Source organism: Streptomyces sp. NPDC091282 (assembly GCF_044757385.1).
In the GTDB taxonomy this organism is placed as follows: Bacteria; Actinomycetota; Actinomycetes; order Streptomycetales; family Streptomycetaceae; genus Streptomyces; species Streptomyces gramineus.
In genome coordinates this window covers 152,990-175,082 of the sequence record NZ_JBIVUX010000011.1, presented here as the reverse complement: position 1 = coordinate 175,082, position 22,093 = coordinate 152,990, and the positions used below count along the sequence as shown (strand labels likewise).

18 protein-coding genes are annotated in these 22,093 nt (G+C 72.3%); 5 read left to right on the top strand and 13 right to left on the bottom strand.

Features of this window, described 5'->3' with window-relative positions; all coding sequences use genetic code 11:
* Window positions 1-176: 176 nt before the first annotated feature.
* From smc to ACIQOE_RS37315, 3 genes are all read right to left on the bottom strand, one after another.
* Window positions 177-3,797, bottom strand: a complete 3,621-nt coding sequence (gene smc / locus ACIQOE_RS37325) for a chromosome segregation protein SMC (protein ID WP_401416388.1) — start codon at window positions 3,795-3,797, stop codon at window positions 177-179.
* Window positions 3,798-4,070: 273 nt separating this feature from the next.
* Window positions 4,071-4,274, bottom strand: a complete 204-nt coding sequence (locus tag ACIQOE_RS37320; RefSeq protein WP_093498859.1) for a hypothetical protein — start codon at window positions 4,272-4,274, stop codon at window positions 4,071-4,073.
* 382 nt (window positions 4,275-4,656) lie between these two features.
* Window positions 4,657-4,938 (bottom strand): acylphosphatase, encoded by a 282-nt coding sequence (locus ACIQOE_RS37315; protein WP_351323530.1) that lies wholly within the window; start codon window positions 4,936-4,938, stop codon window positions 4,657-4,659.
* Between the two features lie 188 nt (window positions 4,939-5,126).
* Here ACIQOE_RS37315 and ACIQOE_RS37310 point away from each other — a divergent pair, with 188 nt between their 5' ends.
* Entirely contained in the window at window positions 5,127-6,272 is a 1,146-nt protein-coding gene (locus ACIQOE_RS37310) for a CAP domain-containing protein (RefSeq protein ID WP_401416385.1), read from the top strand.
* A gap of 275 nt (window positions 6,273-6,547) precedes the next feature.
* On the opposite strand, the gene ACIQOE_RS37305 is transcribed toward ACIQOE_RS37310, so the two are convergent.
* Entirely contained in the window at window positions 6,548-6,973 is a 426-nt protein-coding gene (locus ACIQOE_RS37305) for a hypothetical protein (RefSeq protein ID WP_401416383.1), read from the bottom strand.
* 264 nt (window positions 6,974-7,237) lie between these two features.
* Between ACIQOE_RS37305 and ACIQOE_RS37300 the strand changes: the two genes are divergently transcribed.
* A complete protein-coding gene (locus tag ACIQOE_RS37300) occupies window positions 7,238-7,642 on the top strand; it encodes a winged helix-turn-helix transcriptional regulator (RefSeq protein ID WP_399012751.1) in 405 nt (134 codons plus the stop codon).
* On the opposite strand, the gene mutM is transcribed toward ACIQOE_RS37300, so the two are convergent.
* The 8 genes from mutM to recG all read right to left on the bottom strand — a co-directional run bounded on the left by mutM (window position 7,615) and on the right by recG (window position 15,012).
* Window positions 7,615-8,475 carry a bifunctional DNA-formamidopyrimidine glycosylase/DNA-(apurinic or apyrimidinic site) lyase gene (gene mutM / locus ACIQOE_RS37295; RefSeq protein ID WP_365558926.1) on the bottom strand — a complete coding sequence of 287 codons (861 nt, stop codon included), beginning with the start codon at window positions 8,473-8,475 and terminating at the stop codon, window positions 7,615-7,617. The genes ACIQOE_RS37300 and mutM overlap by 28 nt on opposite strands.
* A gap of 83 nt (window positions 8,476-8,558) precedes the next feature.
* Window positions 8,559-9,413: a ribonuclease III gene (gene rnc / locus ACIQOE_RS37290; protein ID WP_362642213.1), complete on the bottom strand. Its 855-nt coding sequence runs from the start codon at window positions 9,411-9,413 to the stop codon at window positions 8,559-8,561.
* An 8-nt stretch (window positions 9,414-9,421) separates the two neighbouring features.
* Window positions 9,422-9,595, bottom strand: a complete 174-nt coding sequence (gene rpmF / locus ACIQOE_RS37285; RefSeq protein ID WP_007493396.1) for a 50S ribosomal protein L32 — start codon at window positions 9,593-9,595, stop codon at window positions 9,422-9,424.
* Between the two features lie 2 nt (window positions 9,596-9,597).
* The gene (locus ACIQOE_RS37280) at window positions 9,598-10,248 is read right to left on the bottom strand and encodes a DUF177 domain-containing protein (RefSeq protein WP_351323525.1); all 651 of its coding nucleotides are present in this window, start codon (window positions 10,246-10,248) and stop codon (window positions 9,598-9,600) included.
* A 144-nt stretch (window positions 10,249-10,392) separates the two neighbouring features.
* Window positions 10,393-11,517 (bottom strand): ATP synthase F0 subunit B, encoded by a 1,125-nt coding sequence (locus ACIQOE_RS37275; protein WP_351323524.1) that lies wholly within the window; start codon window positions 11,515-11,517, stop codon window positions 10,393-10,395.
* Between the two features lie 58 nt (window positions 11,518-11,575).
* Window positions 11,576-12,055, bottom strand: coding sequence for a pantetheine-phosphate adenylyltransferase (gene coaD / locus ACIQOE_RS37270; protein WP_351323636.1), 480 nt, complete (start codon window positions 12,053-12,055; stop codon window positions 11,576-11,578).
* A 26-nt stretch (window positions 12,056-12,081) separates the two neighbouring features.
* Window positions 12,082-12,669 (bottom strand): 16S rRNA (guanine(966)-N(2))-methyltransferase RsmD, encoded by a 588-nt coding sequence (gene rsmD / locus ACIQOE_RS37265; RefSeq protein WP_351323523.1) that lies wholly within the window; start codon window positions 12,667-12,669, stop codon window positions 12,082-12,084.
* Between the two features lie 138 nt (window positions 12,670-12,807).
* A complete protein-coding gene (gene recG / locus ACIQOE_RS37260; RefSeq protein ID WP_401416378.1) occupies window positions 12,808-15,012 on the bottom strand; it encodes an ATP-dependent DNA helicase RecG in 2,205 nt (734 codons plus the stop codon).
* Window positions 15,013-15,180: 168 nt separating this feature from the next.
* Here recG and ACIQOE_RS37255 point away from each other — a divergent pair, with 168 nt between their 5' ends.
* On the top strand, window positions 15,181-17,007 hold the full coding sequence (locus ACIQOE_RS37255) for an HSP90 family protein (protein ID WP_351323521.1): 1,827 nt from the start codon (window positions 15,181-15,183) through the stop codon (window positions 17,005-17,007).
* Window positions 17,007-19,916 carry a tetratricopeptide repeat protein gene (locus ACIQOE_RS37250; RefSeq protein WP_401416376.1) on the top strand — a complete coding sequence of 970 codons (2,910 nt, stop codon included), beginning with the start codon at window positions 17,007-17,009 and terminating at the stop codon, window positions 19,914-19,916. Before ACIQOE_RS37255 ends, ACIQOE_RS37250 begins: the two co-directional genes overlap by 1 nt.
* Before the next feature lie 19 nt (window positions 19,917-19,935).
* Here ACIQOE_RS37250 and ACIQOE_RS37245 read toward each other — a convergent pair whose 3' ends face one another.
* Window positions 19,936-21,609 (bottom strand): DAK2 domain-containing protein, encoded by a 1,674-nt coding sequence (locus ACIQOE_RS37245; RefSeq protein WP_401416373.1) that lies wholly within the window; start codon window positions 21,607-21,609, stop codon window positions 19,936-19,938.
* 258 nt (window positions 21,610-21,867) lie between these two features.
* Here ACIQOE_RS37245 and rpmB point away from each other — a divergent pair, with 258 nt between their 5' ends.
* Window positions 21,868-22,053 (top strand): 50S ribosomal protein L28, encoded by a 186-nt coding sequence (rpmB, locus tag ACIQOE_RS37240; protein ID WP_003993230.1) that lies wholly within the window; start codon window positions 21,868-21,870, stop codon window positions 22,051-22,053.
* The last annotated feature ends 40 nt before the right edge of the window (window positions 22,054-22,093 follow it).

The window sequence follows — 22,093 nt, the reverse complement described above, 5'->3', positions numbered from 1 at the left end:
AGACTATGCCTTCAAGTTTCGAAGTCAATAGCCGGTGAGGTGTGAAGTTGCAGTGACCACGCATCGGAGATGCGTTCACTTCTTGAAGAGTGAGAGGAGATGATCTACCTCGGGACAGGGGAAGCCGCGCGACCAGCCGGAACGCGGCCCGAGCCGGAGCCCGGCAGGCCCCGCGCTCAGCGAAGCCGCTGGCTGATGACCTTCGACACACCGTCGCCCTGCATGGAGACGCCGTACAGCGCGTCCGCGACCTCCATCGTCCGCTTCTGATGGGTGATCACGATCAGCTGCGACGACTCCTGAAGCTCCTGCATGATCCGGATCAGCCGCTGGAGGTTGGTGTCGTCCAGGGCCGCCTCGACCTCGTCCATCACGTAGAACGGGCTGGGGCGCGCCTTGAAGATCGACACCAGCATCGCCACGGCGGTCAGCGAACGCTCGCCGCCCGACAGCAGGGAGAGCCGCTTGACCTTCTTGCCCGGCGGCCTGGCCTCGACGTCCACGCCCGTGGTGAGCATGTTGTCGGGGTCGGTCAGGATCAGCCGTCCCTCACCGCCAGGGAACAGGCGGCTGAAGACGCCCTCGAACTCGCGGGCCGTGTCCCGGAACGCCTCGGTGAAGACCTGCTCGACGCGCTCGTCGACCTCCTTCACCACTTGAAGCAGGTCGGCGCGGGTCTTCTTCAGGTCCTCCAGCTGTTCGCTGAGGAACTTGTGCCGTTCTTCGAGAGCCGCGAACTCCTCAAGGGCCAGCGGGTTCACCTTGCCGAGCTGCTGGTAGGCACGCTCGGCCGCCTTGAGCCGGCGTTCCTGCTCGGCCCGGTGGAAGGACTTGGGCAGGTTGCGGGGGTGCTCGGGGTCGTCCGGCAGCACCTCTCCCTCGGCGGGGGGCGAGGGCGGCACCGGCTGGTGCGGTCCGTACTCCTCGACGAGTCCCGCCGGTTCGACACCGAGTTCCTCCAGCGCCCTGGTCTCCAGCTGCTCGATCCGCAGCCGCTTCTCGGCGCCGAGTACCTCACCGCGGTGAACTGAATCCGTGAGTTTGTCGAGTTCCGCCTTGAGGTCACGGCCGGTGCCGCGGGCGGCGGCCAGCTCCTGCTCGCGGCGGGCCTTCGCGGCCTCGGCGGCGGCCCGCTCCCGGTCGGCCCGGCCGACCGAGACCTCGACGTGCGCGAGCAGCTGCCGGGCGCCCGCGGCGACGGCCTCCGCGACCGCGGCCTCGTGGCGCAGCCGGGCGCGGCGCTGTTCGGCACGCGCGCGTGCCTCGCGTTCCGCGCGGGCGGCGCGGTCCAGCGAGTCGGCGCGGCCGGCCAGGCCCTTGACCCGCTCCTCGTGGGTACGGACCTGGAGGCGGGCCTCCATCTCGGTCTGGCGGGCGTTGGCGCCGTCGGCGGCGAGACGGTCCCGTCCCGAGGTGTCCGGCTCCTCCTCGACCGGCATCTCCTCGGCCACGGCGAGCCGCTCGGCCAGGATCTCGACCTCTTCCAGTGCCCGGTCGAGGGACTCCTGGGCGCGGGCGGCCGCCGCCGTGGAGCGTTCCGCCTCGCCGGCCGCGCCGCGCGCCTGTCCGGCGAGCCGGCCGAGCTGCTGGGCGACGGAGGACTTCTCCCGGTCGGCGGCGCGGCGGCGTTCGGCCAGCTCCTCGACCTGGGCGGCGCACGTCCCGCGGTGTTCCTGGGCGGTCAGCTGGGCCTCGGCCAGCGCCTCGCAGCGGACCTCCAGCTCCTCCAGTTCGGCGGCGGCCTCGTCCACGGACGCCTGCACTTCGAGGAGGCTGGGGGCGCCCGCGGAGCCGCCGTGCGCGAAGTGCGCGCCGAGCAGGTCGCCTTCGCCGGTGACGGCGGTGAGGTGCGGGTGGCGGTAGACGAGGTCCTCGGCGGCTTCGAGGTCCTCGACGACGACGATGTCCTTGAGCAGCCGTCGCACGGCGGGCATCAGGTCGGACGGGCCCCGGACCAGGTCGGCCGCGGCGGTCCCCGGCGGCAGGGCCGTGGCGGGCCGCATCCCGGGTACGGCGGCGTGGCCGGAGACGCCGTCGCCCGCGTCCCGGTACGGCACCTCGGGCCCGGACGCCTCGGGGGTTCCCGCCAGCAGGAGTGCCGCCCGGCCGCCGTCCTGTTTGCGCAGGAGGCGGATGGCGTCGGCCGCCGACGCGGGGGTCGTCACCGCGACGGCGTCGGCCGCCGCGCCGAACGCGGCCGCCAGGGCGGTCTCGTGGCCCGGGGTCACCGTGAGCAGTTCCGCCGCGGGACCGAGGACTCCGGTCAGGCGGTCGCGGGCGCCGAGCAGTATGCCGGTGCCGTCCTTGCGGCGCAGGCCCAGCGCCAGTGCCTCGTGGCGGGCCTGGGTCGCGGCGCGGCCGCGTTCCGCCGCGGTGGTCGCCTCGCGGGCCGCGGTCAGCGCCGCCTCCGCCTCGGCGAGCCGCTGCCTGGCCCGCTCGTGCCGGCCGGCCAGTTCCTCGTCACCGGCGTCGAGGCCGTCGACCTCCGCCTTGAGCGCCTCGTACTCCTCCTGCGCCGACACCGCCCGCTCCTGGGCCTCGTCACGGGCGGCGGCCAGCCGGTCGATCTCCGCCTGGGCCGAACCGGCTCGTGAACGGGCCGCGCCCACCTGGCCGTTCAGCCGGGCCAGGCTCTCCCGCCGGTCGGCGATGGACCGGGCCACGTCCTTCAGGCGCCGTTCCTCCAGGGCCAGTTCGCGCTCCAGTTCGGCGCGGTGCGCGACGGTGTCGTCGAGGGCGTGCTGGGCCGCCTCCAGAGCGGCCTCCAGCTCGGCCTCCTGCTCACGGATGCGGTGCGCCTCGCGCTCCATGTCCTCCGGGTCGCGGCCGCGGCGCTCCTCGGGCGGTGCGGAGGTGGCGCTCTTCACCCGGGCGTCGGCCAGCGAGATGGTGCCGCGCACCCGCTCGGCCAGCTGCGACAGCTCGTACCAGGTCTGCTGGGCGCGCTGGAGGCGCGGGGTGAGCTGCCGTACCTCGTCCTCCAGGAGCGCCTCCCGCTGGAGGGCCTTCTTCAGCTCCTGCTCGGCGGCTTCCTTGCGTTCCTTGAGGGCGGCCTCGTCGGCGATCTCGCTCTGCAGCGCCTGGCGGAGCCGTACGAGGTCGTCGGCGAGCAGGCGAAGGCGCGCGTCGCGCAGGTCCGCCTGGATGACGGCCGCCCTGCGGGCCACCGCGGCCTGCCGGCCGAGGGGCTTGAGCTGGCGCCGCAACTCGTCGGTCAGGTCCTGCACGCGCGCGAGGTTGGCCTGCATCGCGTCCAGCTTGCGGAGCGCCTTCTCCTTGCGCTTGCGGTGCTTGAGGACGCCGGCCGCCTCCTCGATGAAGGCCCTGCGGCCCATCGGGTCGGCGTGCAGGACGGAGTCGAGCTGGCCCTGGCCCACGATGACGTGCATCTCGCGGCCGATACCGGAGTCGGAGAGCAGTTCCTGGATGTCCAGGAGGCGGCAGGTGTCGCCGTTGATCTGGTACTCGCTGCCGCCGTTGCGGAACATGATCCGCGTGATGGTGACCTCGGCGTACTCGATGGGCAGTGCGCCGTCGGAGTTGTCGATGGTCAGGGACACCTCGGCGCGGCCCAGCGGCGGGCGGCCGGTGGTGCCGGCGAAGATGACGTCCTCCATCTTGCCGCCGCGCAGCGACTTGGCGCTGTGCTCGCCCATGACCCAGGTGAGCGCGTCCACGACGTTGGACTTGCCCGAGCCGTTCGGACCGACGACGCACGTGATCCCCGGCTCGAACCGGAGCGTGGTCGCCGAGGCGAACGACTTGAACCCGCGGAGGGTCAGGGCCTTGAGATGCACGCCGTCGGACTTTACCCGGCGGTGCTACCGCACTCCACGACCCCTCGCAACCTCGCGGTTTCGCGGATGAACATGCAGGGCACACCAGACGTTAAAGAAGGTGAAAGGATGCGCGGGCCTGGAAGGGTGGCCTGCACGGGGGGTCGCCGGGGCGGGGACAGAGGAGCAGGAAGAAAAGAAGGGACGCCGGGGCGTCCCTTGCAGATCTTGACTACTTAGCGGTTGAAAGGGCTGCCCGACCGCCGCATGTGCTGTTGTGGAGCTATGCAGCGATCAGGTGAGCGCAGGCTCCGCCTGGTTTGCGTCGATGCTCTCCATGATCCTGTCGGGAGAAGCGGCAGCCGTCAGCGCGTCGTTCTCGGCCTGAATCCGTACCAGCTCGGATTCGAGGTCCTGGACACGCTGCTGGAGCCGTCGCATCTCGGCGAGGAGTCGCGGGTCGGAGCCGCCGACGTAACCGAGAAGCGCCTTTGCCATGATGGATGGTCCTCCACACTGAGTGACCGACCGTAGCGGTGTGGGTCGTGAGGGATTCGCACCCGCGGTGCTTGACACATCCGAGTGTTACTCGCCTGTTGCTCCATGCCAAACAGCTAAGGTGCGCGGGGCTTTCAGCGTCTCACCAAAAAGTTTGACGGTCAACACGATCACGCCCTGTATTGGCGGGCGGACCGGGGCGCGCGCGGCCGGGCACCGGCGGCGCTGCGACTCCTGCGGGGCCCTCAGGACGTGGCGATCAGTCGTATCCGCGGAGCCTGCCACGGTGCGCGATTCTTGGCAACCACCAGGCCGTTTCCGGTCCGGACGGCCGTCGGCGGCCGTCCGGACGGTGCCACCTGCGGGGGCTCACGGAGCGCAGTCAGCGGATCGCGAACCCGTCGTAACCGCCGCGCGGTGTGTCCCAGATCTCGGTGACACCCTCCACCCGCCCGGGCGTGTCATCGCCCTGGAGCCAGTCGAGCAGGCCTGCGCAGCCCTCCCGGGAGCCCTCCGCGACCACCTGCACCCGGCCGTCGCCCAGATTGAGAGCAAAACCACTCAGGCCCCCGATCTCCAGGGCCTTGGCGCGCGTGAACCAGCGGAAACCGACACCTTGCACCCGGCCGCGGACCCAGGCGACCAGTCGTACATCCTCACTCATGGGTGCAACCTAACCGGCCGATGTCACTCGAACCCCTTCCGCCCCCACCGCCATGCGGTACCGTCCCCACCCAATGAATCTCATCTGAAACTCACTCGATCGAGTGAGGGTGGTCGACCAGAAGGAGTCACCGGCCGTAACGGCCCCTGGTCGGCCCGACCGCGAGGACGAGGGAAGAAGGCAAGGACATGGGACGCCACCGACGCTCCGCCGCCGGCCGCGCCGCCACGAGCCGCGCCATGGGGGGCACGGACGACGACGGCCCGTACCCGGGCGGCCACGACCCGCAGGACTCCTACGCGGGGCTCCGCTTCGGCACGGGGACCGCGGCCTACCTGCACCAGGAGGAGTACGCCGACGCCAACGCGCGCAGCTCCGCTTATCTGTACGCGCCCCAGGAGGACTACGCCCGGTCCGACGACACCGCCGTCTTCTCCACCGAGGAATTCGCCCCGGTGACCGGCGGCTCCCCCGCGGGCGGCGGCCACCGGCGCAGGAAGAAGGCCGCGCGGCCCATGCGCACCGGGCTGCTCGGGGTCTCGGCCGCCGTCGCCATCGGCACCGTCGCGGTGGCCACGGGCGTGGTGCCGGGCCTGGAGAACTACAAGCTCGGCGGGAACTCCGGCACCACCGGCGGCGAACGGGTGCAGGCCGACGGGGTGCCCGGCAACACGGCCGCCGAGCAGGGCGGCACCGCGGGCAGCGCCGACAGCCAGGGCACCGGCCAGGGCACCGGCTCCCCGGCGGCCGGGGACGCCCAGCGCTCCGGAGCGCCCACCGGGACGGCGTCCGCCGCGGCTCCGGCCCCCGCCTCCTCCTCTCCCGCCCCGTCGAAGACCGCGTCCGAGAAGCCGTCGCCCGCCGCCGGCACACCGTCCGCCAAGGCGACGCCCTCCGCCGCGAGGACGGCCACCAAGGCGCCGGTCAGGACGACCGCGCCGGTCGCCGTGTCCGAGGCGGCGGCCGCCGAGGCCGAGGTGCTCAAACTGGTGAACGAGGAGCGGGCCAAGGTCGGCTGCAGCGCGCTGTCCGCCAGTTCCTCGCTGGCCGGGCTGGCCGAGTCGTTCAGCGAGGACATGGCCGCGCGCGGCTTCTTCGACCACACCGACCCCGACGGCAAGACGCCGTGGGACCGGGCCGCGGCCGCCGGCATATCCGACCTGGGCGGCGAGAACATAGCCCGGGGCCAGGCCACGGCCGAGGCCGTGATGGACGCCTGGATGAACAGCGAGGGCCACCGCGCCAACATACTGAACTGCGACTTCAAGACCCTCGGCGTCGGCGTGCACTTCGGTTCGGGCGGCCCTTGGTGGACGCAGGACTTCGGCTACTGAGATAACCGCAGGTCAGAGATTCAGGAACCGTCCGGGGCCGTCTCCGGGCCGTCGCCCGGGGGTACTTCTGGGCAGACACGGTCCACGGCGGCCCCGGTGCGGTTTCCGCTCGACGGCATCAGGTGGGGGTACGTCCGCAGCGTGAACCCTGGGTCGTGATGACCCAGGTACTCACCGAGTGCCTTGGTGTTCTCCCCCGCGTCACGCCCCGCCTGCGCTCTACCGCGCCGGGCGCGCTCCCGGCCAACGTCGCTCCGCCGGCCCAAGCGCACCACCTACCCGTGTGTCTCCGGGTCGTACTCCTCGGTGAGCAGGTACATCCCCAGGTGCGTGCGGAGAAAGCTCTCCAACCGTGGAAGGTCGATTACGTCGGCCGGGAGATCACTGGGACGGGGACGGTAGAGCTCGACCAGCCGGGCCATCAGCTCATGGTCGAGCAAAGGCGCCTGATAGCGATCGATCGTGCCGAGGTAGAAGAGCCAGCTGTGCAGCCGGTTGGCAGGGCAGTGTCCTTTGCCCGCGTGCAGATTCTCCGGCTCGTGCTCATCACCCCAGGAACCGGCGTAGAGGCAGGCGGCCCGGCGCAAGGCCTCGTCCAGAACCGGGGTTGGATCTTCCTTGCAGTTCCAGTAGATCCGAGCCTCGTTCTCGGGTATCGGGCCCGACACGGCCGCCAGACACAGTCGATAGATCTCCGCCACGGCCGCAGTGTGACACGCCGGGCCGAGGCGACGCCCAGTTCCTGGGGCCGTACTGGAGCCGCAAAAGGCGCTCCACGACGACAAAAGCTGACAACCACGGACAGCTAAGTCGCAGCTCGCGGCACTGATCGACAACACGGCCGCAGGTCGGAGATCCGGCCCTTAACTTCTTCGGCTACTGAGCCGGGCCTGTCGTTCCTCGGTGCGCTAACCGTTGGTTAGCGCACCCTGTCGGTTAGCGCTGTGGTCGCTTACCCTGGGCACATGAGCATCAGCATCGAGGGCCGTCCCGAGGAGACGCATCCTCCGTACGACGCCTTCGCGCGGGCCTGTCCCTCGCGCGGCACGCTCGAACACGTCATGGGCCGCTGGGGCGGGCTGACCCTGAGCGCGCTGCACGAGGGGTCGTTCCGGTTCAACGAGCTGCGGCGGCGCGTGGACGGCGTCAGCGAGAAGATGCTCTCCCAGACCCTCCAGGCCCTGGAGCGCGACGGTCTGGTGCACCGCGAGGCGCAGCCGACCAACCCGCCGCGGGTCGACTACGAACTCACCCCGCTGGGCCGCGGCGTCGCCGAACGCCTGCTGTCCGTCGTCCACTTCGTGGAGAGCCGGATGGACGAGGTGCTGGCCGCCCGCGAGGCCTACGACGAGACCCGCGGCGCCCGCTGACAGGCCGGGCAGAAGTAGCTGGACCGGTTCATCCAGGGCCGTCTGCGCATCGGCGTACCGCACCGCCGGCAGGGCAGGCCCTCCCGGCCGTAGGCGTCCAGTGAGCGGTCGAAGTATCCGGACTCGCCGTTGACGTTGACGTAGAGGCTGTCGAAGCTGGTGCCGCCGACGGACAGGGCCGCGTTCATCACGTCCCGCACGTGGCCGAGGAGTTCGGCGGTGCGCGGCCGGGTGAAGCCGGCCGTCGGCCGCTCGTAGTGGATCCGGGCCCGCCAAAGGGCCTCGTCCGCGTAGATGTTGCCGACTCCGCTGATCAACGACTGGTCCAGCAGCGCCCTCTTGATGGTGGAGCGCTTGCGGCGCAGCGCCTGGTGGAAGGCCTCGTCGTCGAAGAGCGGGTCGAGGGGGTCGCGGGCGATGTGCGCGATGACGTCCGGCAGCCCGTCGGGGGTGTTGTCGTGCAACGACAGCCCGCCGAAGGTGCGTTGGTCGACGAACCGGAGTTCGGTCCCCAGCCCGTCGGCGAACCGGATCCGGATCCTGAGGTGCTTCTCGTCGGCCGCCTCGTGCGGCTGCACCAGCAGCTGGCCGCTCATGCCGAGGTGGGCGAGGACCGACTGGCCGGTGTCCTCCAGCGGCAGCCACAGGTACTTGCCGCGCCGGCTGGGCGTGCCGACCCGGTGGCCCTTGAGCCGGTGCGTGAAGTCGTCGGCACCGGCGAGGTGCCGGCGCACGGCACGCGGATGCAGCACCTCGGTCTCGGCGACGACCCGATGGGCGACCCATCGCTCCAGGCCCCGCCGTACGACCTCGACCTCGGGCAATTCGGGCATCGCGTCTCCCGTGCAGGACCCTGGACGAATCCGAGCGCCCGGCCCTGTGCGGGGCCGGGCGCTCGGATCGTCGCGCTGTTTCGTCAGGCGGAGGCGGCGGACGACGAGCCGTCGTCCTCCTGGGCCGCGGCGGCCTGTTCGGCTGCCGCCGCCGTAGCGGCCTTGGCCCGCTCGTCCGCGGCGGCGCGGATGGCGCGCCAGGCGGACTCGGCGGCCTGCTGCTCCGCCTCCTTCTTGCTGCGGCCGGTGCCGGTGCCGTACGAGACGCCTCCGACGCGGGCGGCAGCAGTGAAGGTCTTCTCGTGATCGGGGCCGGTCTCCGTGACCAGGTACTCGGGCACGCCGAGGCCCTCCGTCGCGGTGAGCTCCTGGAGACTGGTCTTCCAGTCCAGGCCGGCTCCGAGGTTCGAGGACTTCTCGATCAGCGGGTCGAAGAGCCGGTGCACCAGCTCGGACGCCGAGTCGAGGCCCTGGTCGAGATAGACCGCGCCGATCACCGCTTCCAGGGTGTCGGCGAGGATGGACGCCTTGTCCCGCCCGCCCGTGCCCTCTTCACCGCGGCCGAGCCGGATGAAGGAACCCAGGTCGAGCCCGCGACCCACCTCCGCGAGCGCACGCGAGTTCACCACCGCTGCCCGGAGCTTGGCCAGCTGGCCCTCGGGCAGATCCGGGTGGGTGTTGTACAGCGTGTCCGTGACGACGAGGCCGAGGACGGAGTCACCGAGGAACTCCAGCCGCTCGTTCGTCGGCAGGCCGCCGTTCTCGTACGCGTAGGAACGGTGGGTCAGCGCACGCACCAGAAGGGCGGACTCGAGCCGATAGCCGAGCCGCCCTTCCAGAAGCGTGTGGGACGAGGCCGTGCTGTCCGCTTTCTTCTTGGCGGATGGATCCGCCTTGGCGTCATCCGCCTTCTTGGGACTGGACACAGTGCCTCTCACCTGGCCGCTCAGACTTCGAGGACCTGGCGCTTGTTGTAGGTGCCGCAAGACGGGCACGCGATGTGCTGCAGCTTGGGCTCGTGGCAGCGCTCGCACGCAACCAGGGTGGGGACCGCAGCCTTCCACTGCGACCGGCGGTGGCGCGTGTTGCTGCGCGACATCTTCCGCTTCGGAACAGCCACGGCTACTTCTCCTGCTTCTCGTCGACGCCCGCTTCCGCGTCAGCGCCGCTCATCTCGTCCTTCTCGCCGTCCCTCGTGGAACTGGCGAGTCCCTGCAAAGCCGCCCAACGGATGTCGACGGCGTCATGGTGGTGGTCCGGGTCGTCCGCGAGCCGGGCTCCGCACTCGGAGCACAGCCCTGCACAGTCGTCCTGGCACACCGGCTGCATCGGCAGTGCGAGCACCACCGCATCGCGCAGCACGGGTTCGAGGTCGAACAGGCCGTCCTCGATGAAGAACCTGTCCTCGTCGTCCTCGGCGTCGTCGCCCGGTTCCGCGATCACGCGGCCCCGGTCGTCGGCGTCAGGGTACGAGAACAGTTCCTGGAAGTCCGCTTCGAGCTCCTGCCCGACCGGCTCCAGACACCTTACGCACTCCCCCTCGGCCCGTGCACGGGCGGTGCCCGTGACGAGCACCCCTTCCATGACCGACTCGAGACGGAGGTCGAGTTCCACCGGCGCGCCCTGCGGCACTCCGATGACTCCCTTGATCCCGAAGTCCTCCGGGGCGTCGATCGTGCGGGTCAGGCGCTGCAGCGCGCCAGGACGCCGCCCCAGCTCGTGTGTGTCGAACACGAACGGGTTGCGGTGGTCGAGGCGTGCGTGAGGAGCCATTCCTGCTTTCGATCTCCGAGTCCAGAGGGAAGCCGTCCGGAAGACCTCTCCGGGCAGCGGTGATCGCCGACGTAGTCGCGACCGAAGAGCCAGGATACTGGACCTTTCGCTCTCGGCCCAATCCGGAGGCCCCGGCCGCCTCGGCTACAGGCCCCGGCCCTGCTCGTAGGCCCTCAGCTGCTCCGGCGTGATCATGCCGGTGTCGAAGAGGCTGGTCTCGTCCAGGGCGTAGGCCTGCTGGTGCTGGGCCGCCTGCTGCTGGGGGTCGTAGGCGGGCTGCTGGCCGGTGTCGTAGCCCTGGAAGGGGGCCCCTCCCGCCGGAGCGTAGCCGGAGGTGGGGGAATAGGGGTCGGCCTGCTGGTAGCCGTAGGGGTCCTGCTGGGCGTAGGCCGGCTGCTGCTGCGGGTAGCCGCCGTAGGGGTCCTGCTGCTGCGGGTAGCCGTACGGGTCCTGCGCCACGGGCTGCTGCACCGGCTGCGGGTCGTACTGCGGCTGCTGCGGGACGGCGGCGACCGGCTGCGGCTCGGGCTGCGCCGCCTGCGCGTCCTGGTCGGCGAGGGCCGCGAGGTCGGCGAGGTAGTCGGCGTCGCTGGAGTGCTGGAAGGTCGTGTTGTCGTCGGACAGGGCGCCGAGGGCGTCGGAGGCGATCCGGCCGTGCAGCTTGGCCCGGCCCTTGCCGACGGCCTCCAGGGTCTTGGCGAGGACCGCCTCGAAGGCGCCGAGCTTCACGTCGACGTAGGCGTCGGCGTCGCGGCGCAGGGTCTCGGGGTCGTGGCTGCGCTCGGGGGCGTCCTCGTCCTCGTAGCCCTGCTCGTCGAGGCCGGGTCCGGTGCCGAGGAGCTTCTCGCGGCCGCGGCCGACGGAGCCGAGGGTCTTGGTGAGGACGACCTCGAAGTTGGCGAGCTTGGAGTCGACGTAGTCGTCGGCGTCGGCGCGGACCTCCTCGGCCTCGCGGCGCGCCTCGCCGAGGATCCGGTCGGCCTCCGCCTGGGAGCGGCGGGCCACCTCGGTGTCGGAGATCAGCGAGCCGCGCTCGGCGTGCGCGGTCTCGATGATCCGCTCGGCCTCCATGCGCGCCTGCTCGACCATCTGCTCGCGGCCGCCGATCAGCTCCTGGGCCTGGGCGAGGGAGCCGGGCAGCGCCTGGCGCAGTTCTTCGAGCATCGCGAGCAGGTCGGCCCGGTTGACCACGCACGACGCCGACATGGGCATGGCCCGGGCACCGGTGACGGTGGCCACGATCTCGTCGAGCTTGTTCTGTACGTCCACCCTGCGCTCGCCACTCTCTACAGCCGTGTTGGAGACGGACGGGACGACTGTAGCCCCATCAGTCCCGGCGGATACGCTTGTTGAGGGCCTCGATCACGGTCGGCGGCACCAGGTGCGAGACGTCGCCGCCCCACTGCGCGACCTCCTTGACCAGGGAGGACGACAGGAAGCTGTAGGTGGGGTTGGTGGGCACGAAGAGCGTCTCCACGCCCGACAGGCCGATGTTCATCTGCGCCATCTGCAGCTCGTAGTCGAAGTCGCTGACGGCCCGCAGGCCCTTGACGATGGCGGGGATCTCGCGCTGCTTGCAGAAGTCGACGAGGAGGCCGTGGAACGACTCCACGCGGACGTTCCCGTAGTCGGCGGTGACCTGGCGGATCAGGTCGATCCGCTCGTCGATCTCGAACAGGCCCTTCTTGGACTTGTTGATCATCACCGCGACGTAGACCTCGTCGTAGAGACGGGACGCTCGGGCAATGATGTCGAGGTGTCCGTTGGTGATCGGGTCGAACGACCCGGGACAGACGGCGCGGCGCACTTGTGATCCCTCGCTCTCCGGTCCGGTCATCGTGCGTCTTCGCACGTAGCGGCGGCGCGACCGTACCAAAACGTTCCCTCGCCGTAGCGACGGGACCGGAGGGCCTCGAAGCCGGTCGGCCAGCGGAAGTCGCCGCCTCTGGTGCTGCGCTCCACGGTGACGAGCGCCTCGGGCGCTAGCCAGCCCCCCGAGGCGAGTGTGAGGAGAATCTCCCGAAGATCGTCGTCGGAGACCGCGTAGGGAGGGTCGAGGAAGACGAGGTCGTAGGGCTGCGCGGGCGCCGGCGACCGGACGATCTGTTCCGCTCTGCCCGCCCTGACCTCGGCACCGGGCAGGCCCAGGTTCTGCACGTTCTCCCGGACGACGCGGGCGGCGCGCGGGTCGGCCTCCACGAGGAGGGTGTGGCCGGCACCGCGGGACAGGGCCTCCAGGCCCACGGCTCCCGAACCGGCGTAGAGGTCGAGGACGCGGTCGCCGTCCAGGGGGCCGCCCAGGAGGGACTGCCAGGTGGAGAAGAGGCCTTCGCGTGCGCGGTCCGAAGTGGGCCGGGTTCCGGTGCCGGGTGGCACTGTCAGCCGGCGTCCACCGGCTGCGCCGGCGATCACGCGGGTCATGGGGGGTCCTTCTTCGAGGGCGGCTTGCGGGTTCAGTCTGGCAGGCCCGCCGGGGTGGGTGCCCGGTGCGCCGCGGCGGCCGCGGGTGCGCGGTGGCCGGTCGCGCGGTTCCCCGCGCCCCTTCCGGGGCGCTGCCCGTCAGCCCTTTTCCAGGTACTGCTCCCGCTCCTCGTCCAGGAGGGCGTCCAGGGCGGTGCGGAGGCCGGGGAAGGCGGTCAGCTCCGGGTCCTCGGCCACCAGGGCCGTCGCCTCCTCGCGGGCCTCGGCGATGATCTCCTCGTCCTCGATGACCGCCAGCACGCGGAGGCTGGAGCGGACTCCGGACTGGGCCTGGCCGAGGACGTCGCCCTCCCTGCGCTGTTCGAGGTCGATGCGGGACAGCTCGAAGCCGTCCAGGGTCGAGGCGACGGCCGTCAGGCGCTGGCGGGCCGGGCTCGCCTCGGGCATCTCGGTGACCAGGAGGCACAGGCCCCGCGCGGAGCCGCGGCCGACCCGGCCGCGCAGCTGGTGCAGCTGGGAGACGCCGAAGCGGTCCGCGTCCATGATCACCATGGCGGTGGCGTTGGGCACGTTCACGCCGACCTCGATGACCGTGGTGGCGACCAGGACGTCCGTGTCGCCGGCCGTGAAGCGGCGCATCACCGCGTCCTTGTCGTCCGGGTGCATGCGGCCGTGCAGGACCTCGACGCGCAGGCCGGACAGGGGGCCCTTGGCGAGCTGGTCGGCCACGTCCAGGACGGCCAGCGGGGGACGCTTCTCCGCCTCGTCCTCGGCGGACTTCTTCCCCTTCTTCGGGTCCTCCTCCTCGTCGCCGATGCGGGGGCAGACGACGTAGGCCTGATGGCCGTTGCCGACCTCCTCGCGGACCCGTTCCCAGGCGCGGGCCAGGAAGTGGGGCTTGTCGGCGGCCGGGACGACGTGTGTGGCGATCGGGGAGCGGCCGGCCGGCAGCTGGTCCAGGACCGAGGTCTCCAGGTCGCCGAAGACCGTCATGGCGACCGTGCGCGGGATCGGGGTCGCGGTCATGACGAGCAGGTGGGGCGGCGTCCTGCCCTTGCCGCGCAGGGCGTCGCGCTGTTCCACGCCGAAGCGGTGCTGTTCGTCCACGACCACCAGGCCCAGGTCGTGGAACTTGACCTTGTCCTCGATCAGGGCGTGGGTGCCGATCACCAGTCCGGCGTCCCCGCTGACGAGGTCCAGCATGGCCTGGCGGCGGGCGGCGGTGCCCATGGAGCCGGTCAGCAGGACGACCTTGGTGGCGTGTTCGGCGCCGCCCAGCATGCCGCCCTCGGCCAGCTCCCCCATCATCTCGGTGATCGAGCGGTGGTGCTGCTGGGCCAGCACCTCGGTGGGCGCGAGCATGGCCGCCTGGCCGCCCGCGTCGACCACGGCGAGCATGGCGCGGAGGGCGACCAGCGTCTTGCCGCTGCCGACCTCGCCCTGCAGCAGCCGGTGCATGGGGTGTTCGGTCGCCAGGTCGTCGAAGATCTCCCTGGAGACCTTCTGCTGGCCGTCCGTGAGGGTGAACGGAAGACGGTCGTCGAAGGCCGTCAGGAGGCCGTCGGGACGGGGCCGCCGGGCCACCGCGGGAAGGAGGGCGTCCGCGTGGCGGCGGCGGGCCAGGGCCGTCTGGAGGACGAAGGCCTCGTCCCACTTGAGGCGGTCGCGGGCCTGCGCGATGTCCGCCTTGGTGTGCGGGCGGTGGATCTTGAGCAGGGCCTCCGGCAGGGAGACCAGGCCGCGGCCCTCGCACAGGGCGGGCGGCAGCGGGTCCAGGGCCTCCTGGACGCTCGGCAGCACCGTCTGGACGGCCTTGCCGATCTTCCAGGACTCCAGCTTCGCGGTGGCCGGGTAGAGCGGGATCAGGGTTCCGGCCCAGGTCTCCACCGACTCCTCCGGGTCGTCGCCGCTGAGCAGTTCGTAGGCCGGGTGGGCCAGTTGGAGGCGGCGGTTGAAGACGGAGACCTTGCCGGCGAACATCGCGCGGGTGCCCGGCAGGAGTTCCTTGTGGGGCTTGTGCACGCCGTTGCCGAAGAAGACCAGTTGGAGCCGGCCGCTGCCGTCGGTGATCGTGACCTCAAGCCGCTGGCCCTTGCCGCGCGGCGCCTTGGCGGAGGCGAACGTGTGCAGCCGGGCGTCGGCGACCATGGCGACCACCGTGACGTGTTCGTCCATCGGCAGGTCGGCGAGGTGGGTGAGCTGGCCGCGCTCCTCGTATCTGCGCGGGTAGTGGTGCAGGAGATCGCCGACCGTGTGCAGGCCGAGGTGCTCGGCCATCACCTTCGCGGTGGCTGGGCCGAGCACCTTCTTCAGTGGTTCTTCCAGTGCGGGCACGAGATCCATTCCACACCACGCCACTGACAATGCCGTATATGTCTCGGGAAACCCCTGGTCAGACGGCCGTTTTGGGCCATAGGATGGCGCGCTCCGGCCATCCTTCCGCGGTCACCGCCCCACCAGGGACCGCCCGACCCCGCGCCGACCACGTCTCCCCCCTCCGGCGCTGCGACGATGGACTCCCAGACCTCACAGTCATCCCAGGCACCACAGCCTCCCCATACGTTCCAGGTCGACCTGCGCGGTCTGGTGGACCTGCTCTCCCACCACCTGTACTCCAGTCCCAAGGTCTACCTGCGCGAACTGCTGCAGAACGCGGTGGACGCCATCACCGCCAGACGGGCCGAGCAGCCCGACGCCCCGGCGCGCGTACGGCTGTACGCCGACGGCAGTGCCCTTCGGGTGGAGGACAGCGGCGTCGGGCTCACCGAGGCGGACGTGCACAGCCTGCTCGCGACCATCGGGCGCAGCTCCAAGCGGGCGGACGGGCTGCAGGAGGCCCGTTCCGACTTCCTCGGCCAGTTCGGCATCGGGCTGCTGGCCTGTTTCGTGGTCGCCGAGCGGATCCGCGTGGTCAGCCGCAGCGCGCGCACCCCGGACGCGCTCCCGGTGGAGTGGACGGCCCGGGACGACGGCTCCTACACCGTGCGGACGCTGCCGTCCGAGGCACGGCCCGAGCCCGGCACCACCGTGCACCTGGTGGCGCGGGCCGGCGCGGCGGAGTGGCTGGACGAGCGGCGCGTGCTGGCGCTGGCCCGCGACTTCGGCTCGCTGCTGCCCTACGACGTCCGGGTGGGCGACGAGGCGGTCACCGACCTGCCCGCGCCCTGGGACCGGCCCTACCCCTCCCCCGGCACCCGCCGGGTGGCCCTCGCCCGGCACTGCCAGGACCTGTTCGGGTTCGCGCCGCTGGACTCGATCGCCCTGGACGTGCCGCTGGCCGGGATCCGCGGGGTGGCCTACGTGCTGCCGTCCGCGGTGAGCCCGGCGCAGCGGGCCGGCCATCGCGTGCACCTCAAGGGGATGCTGCTCACCGAGCGGGCCGAACAGCTCCTGCCTGACTGGGCGTTCTTCGTGCGCTGCGTCCTGGACACGGACAGCCTCCGGCCGACCGCCTCGCGCGAGTCGCTGTACGAGGACGAGACCCTGTCGGCGGTACGGGAGGCGCTCGGCGAAAGGATTCGGTCCTGGCTGACCGGGCTGGCCGCGGGCGATCCGGAACGGCTCTCGGCGTTCCTCTCCGTGCACCACCTCGGGGTGAAGTCGCTGGCCCGGCACGACCGGGAGATGCTGCGCACGATGCTGCCGTGGCTGCCCTTCGAGACCACCGACGGCCAGCTGTCCCTGGAGGAGTTCGCGCAGCGCCACCCGGTGGTGCACTTCACCAGGACGGTCGAGGAGTACCGGCAGGTCGCGCCGATCGCCTCGGCGCAGGGCGTCGGGGTGGTCAACGGCGGTTACACCTACGACAGCGAGCTGGTCGAGGCGCTGCCGTCGGTGCGGCCCGGGACGGTGGTCGCCGAGCTGGACGCGGACACCGTGACCGCGCACCTGGACGCGGTGGATCCGGCGGAGGAGCTGGCGCTCGCCGGGTTCCTCGCGGCCGCGCGGGCGAAGCTGGACCCGCTGGGCTGCGACGTCGTCCTGCGCGCCTTCCACCCGCTGTCCGTGCCCGCGCTGCACCTGGACGACCGGGCCGCACGGCACGAGCAGGCCCGCGCGGAGGCCGAGGAGCAGGCCGACGACCTGTGGGCGGGCATCCTGGGCTCGCTGCGCGGCAGCGCGCCCCGGGCCCGTCTGGTGCTCAACCATCTCAACCCGCTGATCCGGCGGATCAGTTCCCTGACCGACCCGGAGCTGATCGGCACCGCGAGCGAATCGCTCTACGGGCAGGCGCTGCTGATGGCCCAGCGTCCGCTGCGGCCCGCCGACTCGGTCCTGATCAACCGCTCGTTCATCGGCCTCCTGGAGTGGGCCACGCATGGGGAGGGTGACCGCTGATGGGCGCGACCGGCGGCATCGCCGACTTCGACGCGCTGCGCCGCGCGATGGCCGAGAACTCGGAGGAGCCGGAGGGCCCCGCACGCAACGCGCGCGCGGAGCAGCTGCTGGCGGAGGCCGAGAAGCTGAACATCCCGCTCGCCGTGGTCGAGGCGCTGGGGCACCAGCTGAAGGTCTACAACTACAGCTCCGAGAAGGACAGGATGTTCGTCCCCTTCGCGCGGCTGCTGCGCCTGTGGGACGAACGGCCCGGGGACTTCGACGAGTACGAGACGCACTCCCTGTACTGGGTCTTCAAGTGGATGTCGGCCGGCATGCTCGACCAGCCGCACATACCGCTCGCCTCGATCGAGAAGTGGCTGGGCGAGATGGAGCACCGCTACCGGCTCGCCGGGCACTCCGAGCGTGCGGTGCGCAGCGCCGAGTTCAGCGTGGCCGCGCACGTCGGTGACTTCCCGCGCGCGGAGCGGGCGTACGCGGCCTGGCTGGCGGCGGACCGGGACCGGATGGCCGACTGCCACGCGTGCGAGCTGCACGGACAGGGCGGCTGGCAGCTGCGCAACGGCCGGGACGCCGAGGCGCTCGAGCTGTGGCGGCCGGTCCTGGAGGGCGAGTACAGCTGCGCCCACGAGCCGCACACGGTCCTCGCCTCGTCCCTGGTCCCGCTGCTGCGGCTGGGCAGGACCGACGAGGCCCGCGCCCACCATCTGCGCGGTTTCCGGCTGGTCCGCCCCATGGAGAGCATGCGGGGCGCGTACGCGGACCACGTGGAGTTCTGCGCGCTGACCGGCAACGAGGCGCGCGGTCTCGAACTGCTGGCGGAACGTCCCGCCTACTTCACGGACGCCGGGCAGCCGCGCAGCCGGATGGACTTCCTGGCGGTGGTGACGCTGCTGATGGATCGGCTGACCGGGCTGGGCCTCGGTGAGCAGCGGGTGCCGGGTCCGGCCGGGCGGGCGTGGAGCGCCGCGGAACTGGCCGGGCACGCGCGCGCGGAGGCCCTGGAGCTGGCGGCCCGGTTCGACGCCCGCAACGGCACCTCCTACGTCGGCGACCGGGTGCGCGAGCGCATGGACCAGCGGCCGCTGGCGGACCGGCTGCCCCTGGGGGTGCGGGCGGCGCGGACCGCGCCCGCCGGACCTCTCGCGCCGGTGGTGCGGGCGCCCGCGCAGGAGCCGCCGTCGCTGTCCGAGCTGCTCGCCGAGGCGCGCCGGCTGTCGGACACGCTCCAGCCGCACGCCCTGGAGGCCTGGGCGGCGGTCGCCGAGGCCGTCGAGGGCACCGAGGTGGACGCCTATGTCCGCGCGGAGGTGGCCGACCACACGGCGATGGGCCGCGGCCCCGAGGGCGCCGAGCTGTTCGAGCACGCGGCGGAGCTGTACGCGCGGGCCGGTGACGAGGGCGAGGCGATCGCGGCACGCGCGCGTGCGGCCTACGTCCGTGCGCTGGCCGGCGAAGTGGACGTGGCGACGGCGGCGATCGGCGAGCCGTACGACCGGATCCTCGCGCTGTACGCCGACGAGGCCACCGGGGTACGGCAGACGGCGTCCGTGCTGATGAGCCGGGCGCGGATCCTGATGCGGCGGGTGCACGAGCGGTCGGAGGGCGCCTTGGAGGCCGAGCAGGCCGTACGGGAGCTGCTGGCGCTCGTCGGCGGGCGCGGCGGGTCCGACGTGCGGCTGGTGTCCCGGGCGGCCGAGGGGCGGGCGATGCTGGCCGAGCTGGCCGAGCACGCCGGTGACGGGGAGCGGGCGGCCGAGCTGTTCCGGCAGGCGTCGGCGCAGTTCGTGGGCGCGGAGCTGCCGTGGTTCGCGGTGGAGTACGAGGTGCGGGTGGCCGCGCTCGCCCACGAGCAGGGCGACATGGCCGAGGCGGAGCGGGCGCTGCGCGCGGCCCTGGAGCACGGCGGGCCGCACGTGGAGGCGGTCGGACGGGCCCAGCTGCACCTCCAGCTGGCCGAGGTGCTCGGCGGCCGGGGCGCGGCGGAGGAGGCCGCGGAGCACGCCCTCCAGGCGGCGCACTGGGCCGACGAGGCCGGGGAGAGCGCCACCCTGGGTGCGTGGGCGCGGCACCAGCTGGGCGGCCTGCTGCTGCGGCAGGGGCGGTTCGCGGAGGCCGCCGAGGTGCTGGAGTCGGCGCTCGCGGACCTGAGCGCCGAGAGGCACGGCGACGGCGCGGTGGTCCAGACCCAGTGGTGGCTCGGGGACTGTCTCAGCGAACTCGGCGAGCATCACGCGGCGGCCGAACGGCGGCTGCAGGCGGCCGAGATCGCCCGGCACTGGCCCGAGCAGCACGACCACGCCACCCTCGCGCACCTGGCCGCCGAGTCGCTGGGCAACGCGGGGCTGGCCGCCGAGGCGGACCGGGCGTACGCGCGCGCGGGCGAGCTGTGGCGGGCGATGGGCAACGTGCACTTCCTGGTGCGGTCGTTGCGGGCCCGCGCGTGGCTGGCGCTGCGCACGGAGGCCGGGACGGCGGGCGCGCGGCGGCTGATGGCGGCGGCGGTGACGGAGTGCGAGTCGGCGCTGACGGGGCTGCGGGATGCGGCGGCCCGGGAGCGGCTCACCGGTGAGCTGGGCCACACCCACCGGCAGTTCGGCGACCTGCTGGCCCGGTCCGTGCCGGAGGACGCGCAGGACGCGGCGATCCAGGACGCGTTCGAGGCGGCGCTGGCCGAGACGACGGCGGCGATCGCCGTCTTCGCCGGGCTGGGCGCGGACGGACTGCACAGCCGTACCGGCGCGGAACTCGCGGCGGGCTGGCTGGAGGCCGACCTGAGCCGGCCGGCCGACGCGGCGGCACGCGCGCGTGCGGTGCTGGACGCCTACCGGGACGCGGACCCCGAGGACGACACGGTCCGGGCCCGGCGGGCGGAGGCTCGGCAGTTGCTGGAGCCCGCGGAGGCCTGAGCACGGGCGCGCGGGGGGCTCATTCGACGCCGATGAGGAGCGGGGCCCCCTGCAGGCCGCCGTCGTAGACGACCGTGTCGACGGCGAGGTAGGCCTCGCGCACCCGTGCCCGTAGGCGTTCGGTGACGCCCTCGGGCGCCTCGTCGCCGCGCACGAGGGTGACCAGTTCGCCGCCCGCCTGGAGCATGCGGTCCAGGACGCTCTCGGCGGTGGCGGTCACGTCCGAGCCGATGACCGCCACGTCACCGTCGATCAGGCCCAGCACGTCCCCGGCCTGGCAGATGCCGGCCATGGTCCAGGACTGCCGTTCGGCGACCACGATCTCGGCGTAGCGGGTGGCGCCGGCCGCCGAGGTCATCTGCACGACGTCCTCGTCGAAGCGGCGGTCCGGCTGGTGCACGGCGAGCGCGGCGATGCCCTGCACCGCGGAGCGGGTCGGGATGAGGGCGACCCGGATGCCCTCGGCGCGGACCTGTTCGGCGGCCGCGGCCGCGGTGTGCCGCAGGTCGGCGTCGTTGGGCAGCAGTACCACCTCGCGCGCGTGTGCCCGTCGTACGGCGTCCACCAGCTCGCCGCTGGCGGGCGGTTCGCCGGGACGCGCGAGCACGGTGGTCGCGCCGGACTCGCCGTACAGGCCGACCAGTCCCTCGCCCGGCACGACGGCCACCACGGCCCGCTGCACCCGCTCGCGCGGCGGTTCCGCGCCGGTGTGCACGTCCCCGGCGCCGAAGTGCGTGATGCGGATCCGGTACGGCCGCCCGGCCTCGACTGCCGCCTCCACCGCGGCCCCGGCATCGTCGACGTGCACGTGGACGTTCCACAGGCCGTCCCCGCCGACCACCACGAGGGAGTCGCCGAGCGCGTCGAGGCGGGCCCGCAGCCGCTGTACGGCGCGGTCCTCGGCCTCCAGGAGGTAGATGACCTCGAAGGCGGGGCCCGTGGTCCGCTCGGCGCACGCCTCGGCCCGCGCGTCGGAGACGGCGTCCACGCGCGCGTGGGCGGATGGAGGCGCTCCGTGGGCGTACGGGTCGAAGACCGCCGGCGTCTCGCCGGTGATCGCCTCCAGGAGGGCGCCGAGCACCGCGACCAGGCCCCGGCCGCCCGCGTCGACCACGCCCGCCCGCTCCAGCGCGGCCAGCTGCCCCGGGGTCCGCGCGAGCGCCGTGCAGGCTCCCCGGTACGCGGCCCGCGCGACCGCCGCGCAGTCGCCCTCGGCCGCGCCGGCGGCGTCGGCCGCCGCGGACGCGACCGACAGCACGGTGCCCTCGACGGGATGGGCCACGGCCCCGCGGGCGGCGTCGGCCGCCTGCCGCAGGGCCCGCCGCAGCCCCGCGCTGTCGATGTGAGCCGCCTCACCCTCGGCGAGGACCTGGGACATGCCGCGCAGCAGCTGCGCGAGGATCGTGCCGGAGTTGCCGCGCGCGCCTATCAGGGCGCCGTGCGCCATCGCGCGGACGGCGTCGGCGAGGGTGGGGACCTCTTCGCCCAGCTCGTAGCCCGCGAAGACGGCCTCCACGGCCCCGGCGGCCGATTCCAGCGTCAGATAGAGGTTCGTGCCCGTGTCGCCGTCGGCCACCGGGTAGACGTTGATGGCGTCGATCTCCTCGCGCGCCCGGCCGACCGCCCCGAGCGCGAGAGCGCACCAGGTGCGTACCGCGAGAGCATCGAGGAATGTCTGCGGCACCTGCGCCACCTGCGCCTCCTTGAGCTGGCCCGACGTGGTCGCAGCGTAGACCCCGCACGGGTGTCCACCGGCAGAGGGCCGGGAGCGGGCCCCTGAGCTGCCATGCTAGTTTCGTCTAACCGTCGCGGCCGTTGTATGCTGCTCCGGTTGCCCGATCCGATCGGGCCATAACCCCTGGCAGGCCACTCAAGATCTCAGATCTCCGGATCTGAATCCCGGCACGCCGGGATTCAACCGTAAGTGCATCTGAAGTCTTTGGAGTGACCCGTGGCTGCCAACTGCGACGTCTGCGGCAAGGGGCCGGGCTTCGGCAACAACATCTCGCACTCGCACCGCCGTACGTCCCGTCGCTGGAACCCGAACATCCAGCGTGTGCGTACCGTGGTCGGCGGGACGCCGAAGCGCGTGAACGCCTGCACCTCGTGCATCAAGGCCGGCAAGGTCTCGCGCTGACGCACTGCTGCTAGCGCGCGGCCACAACCGGTTTCGCCGC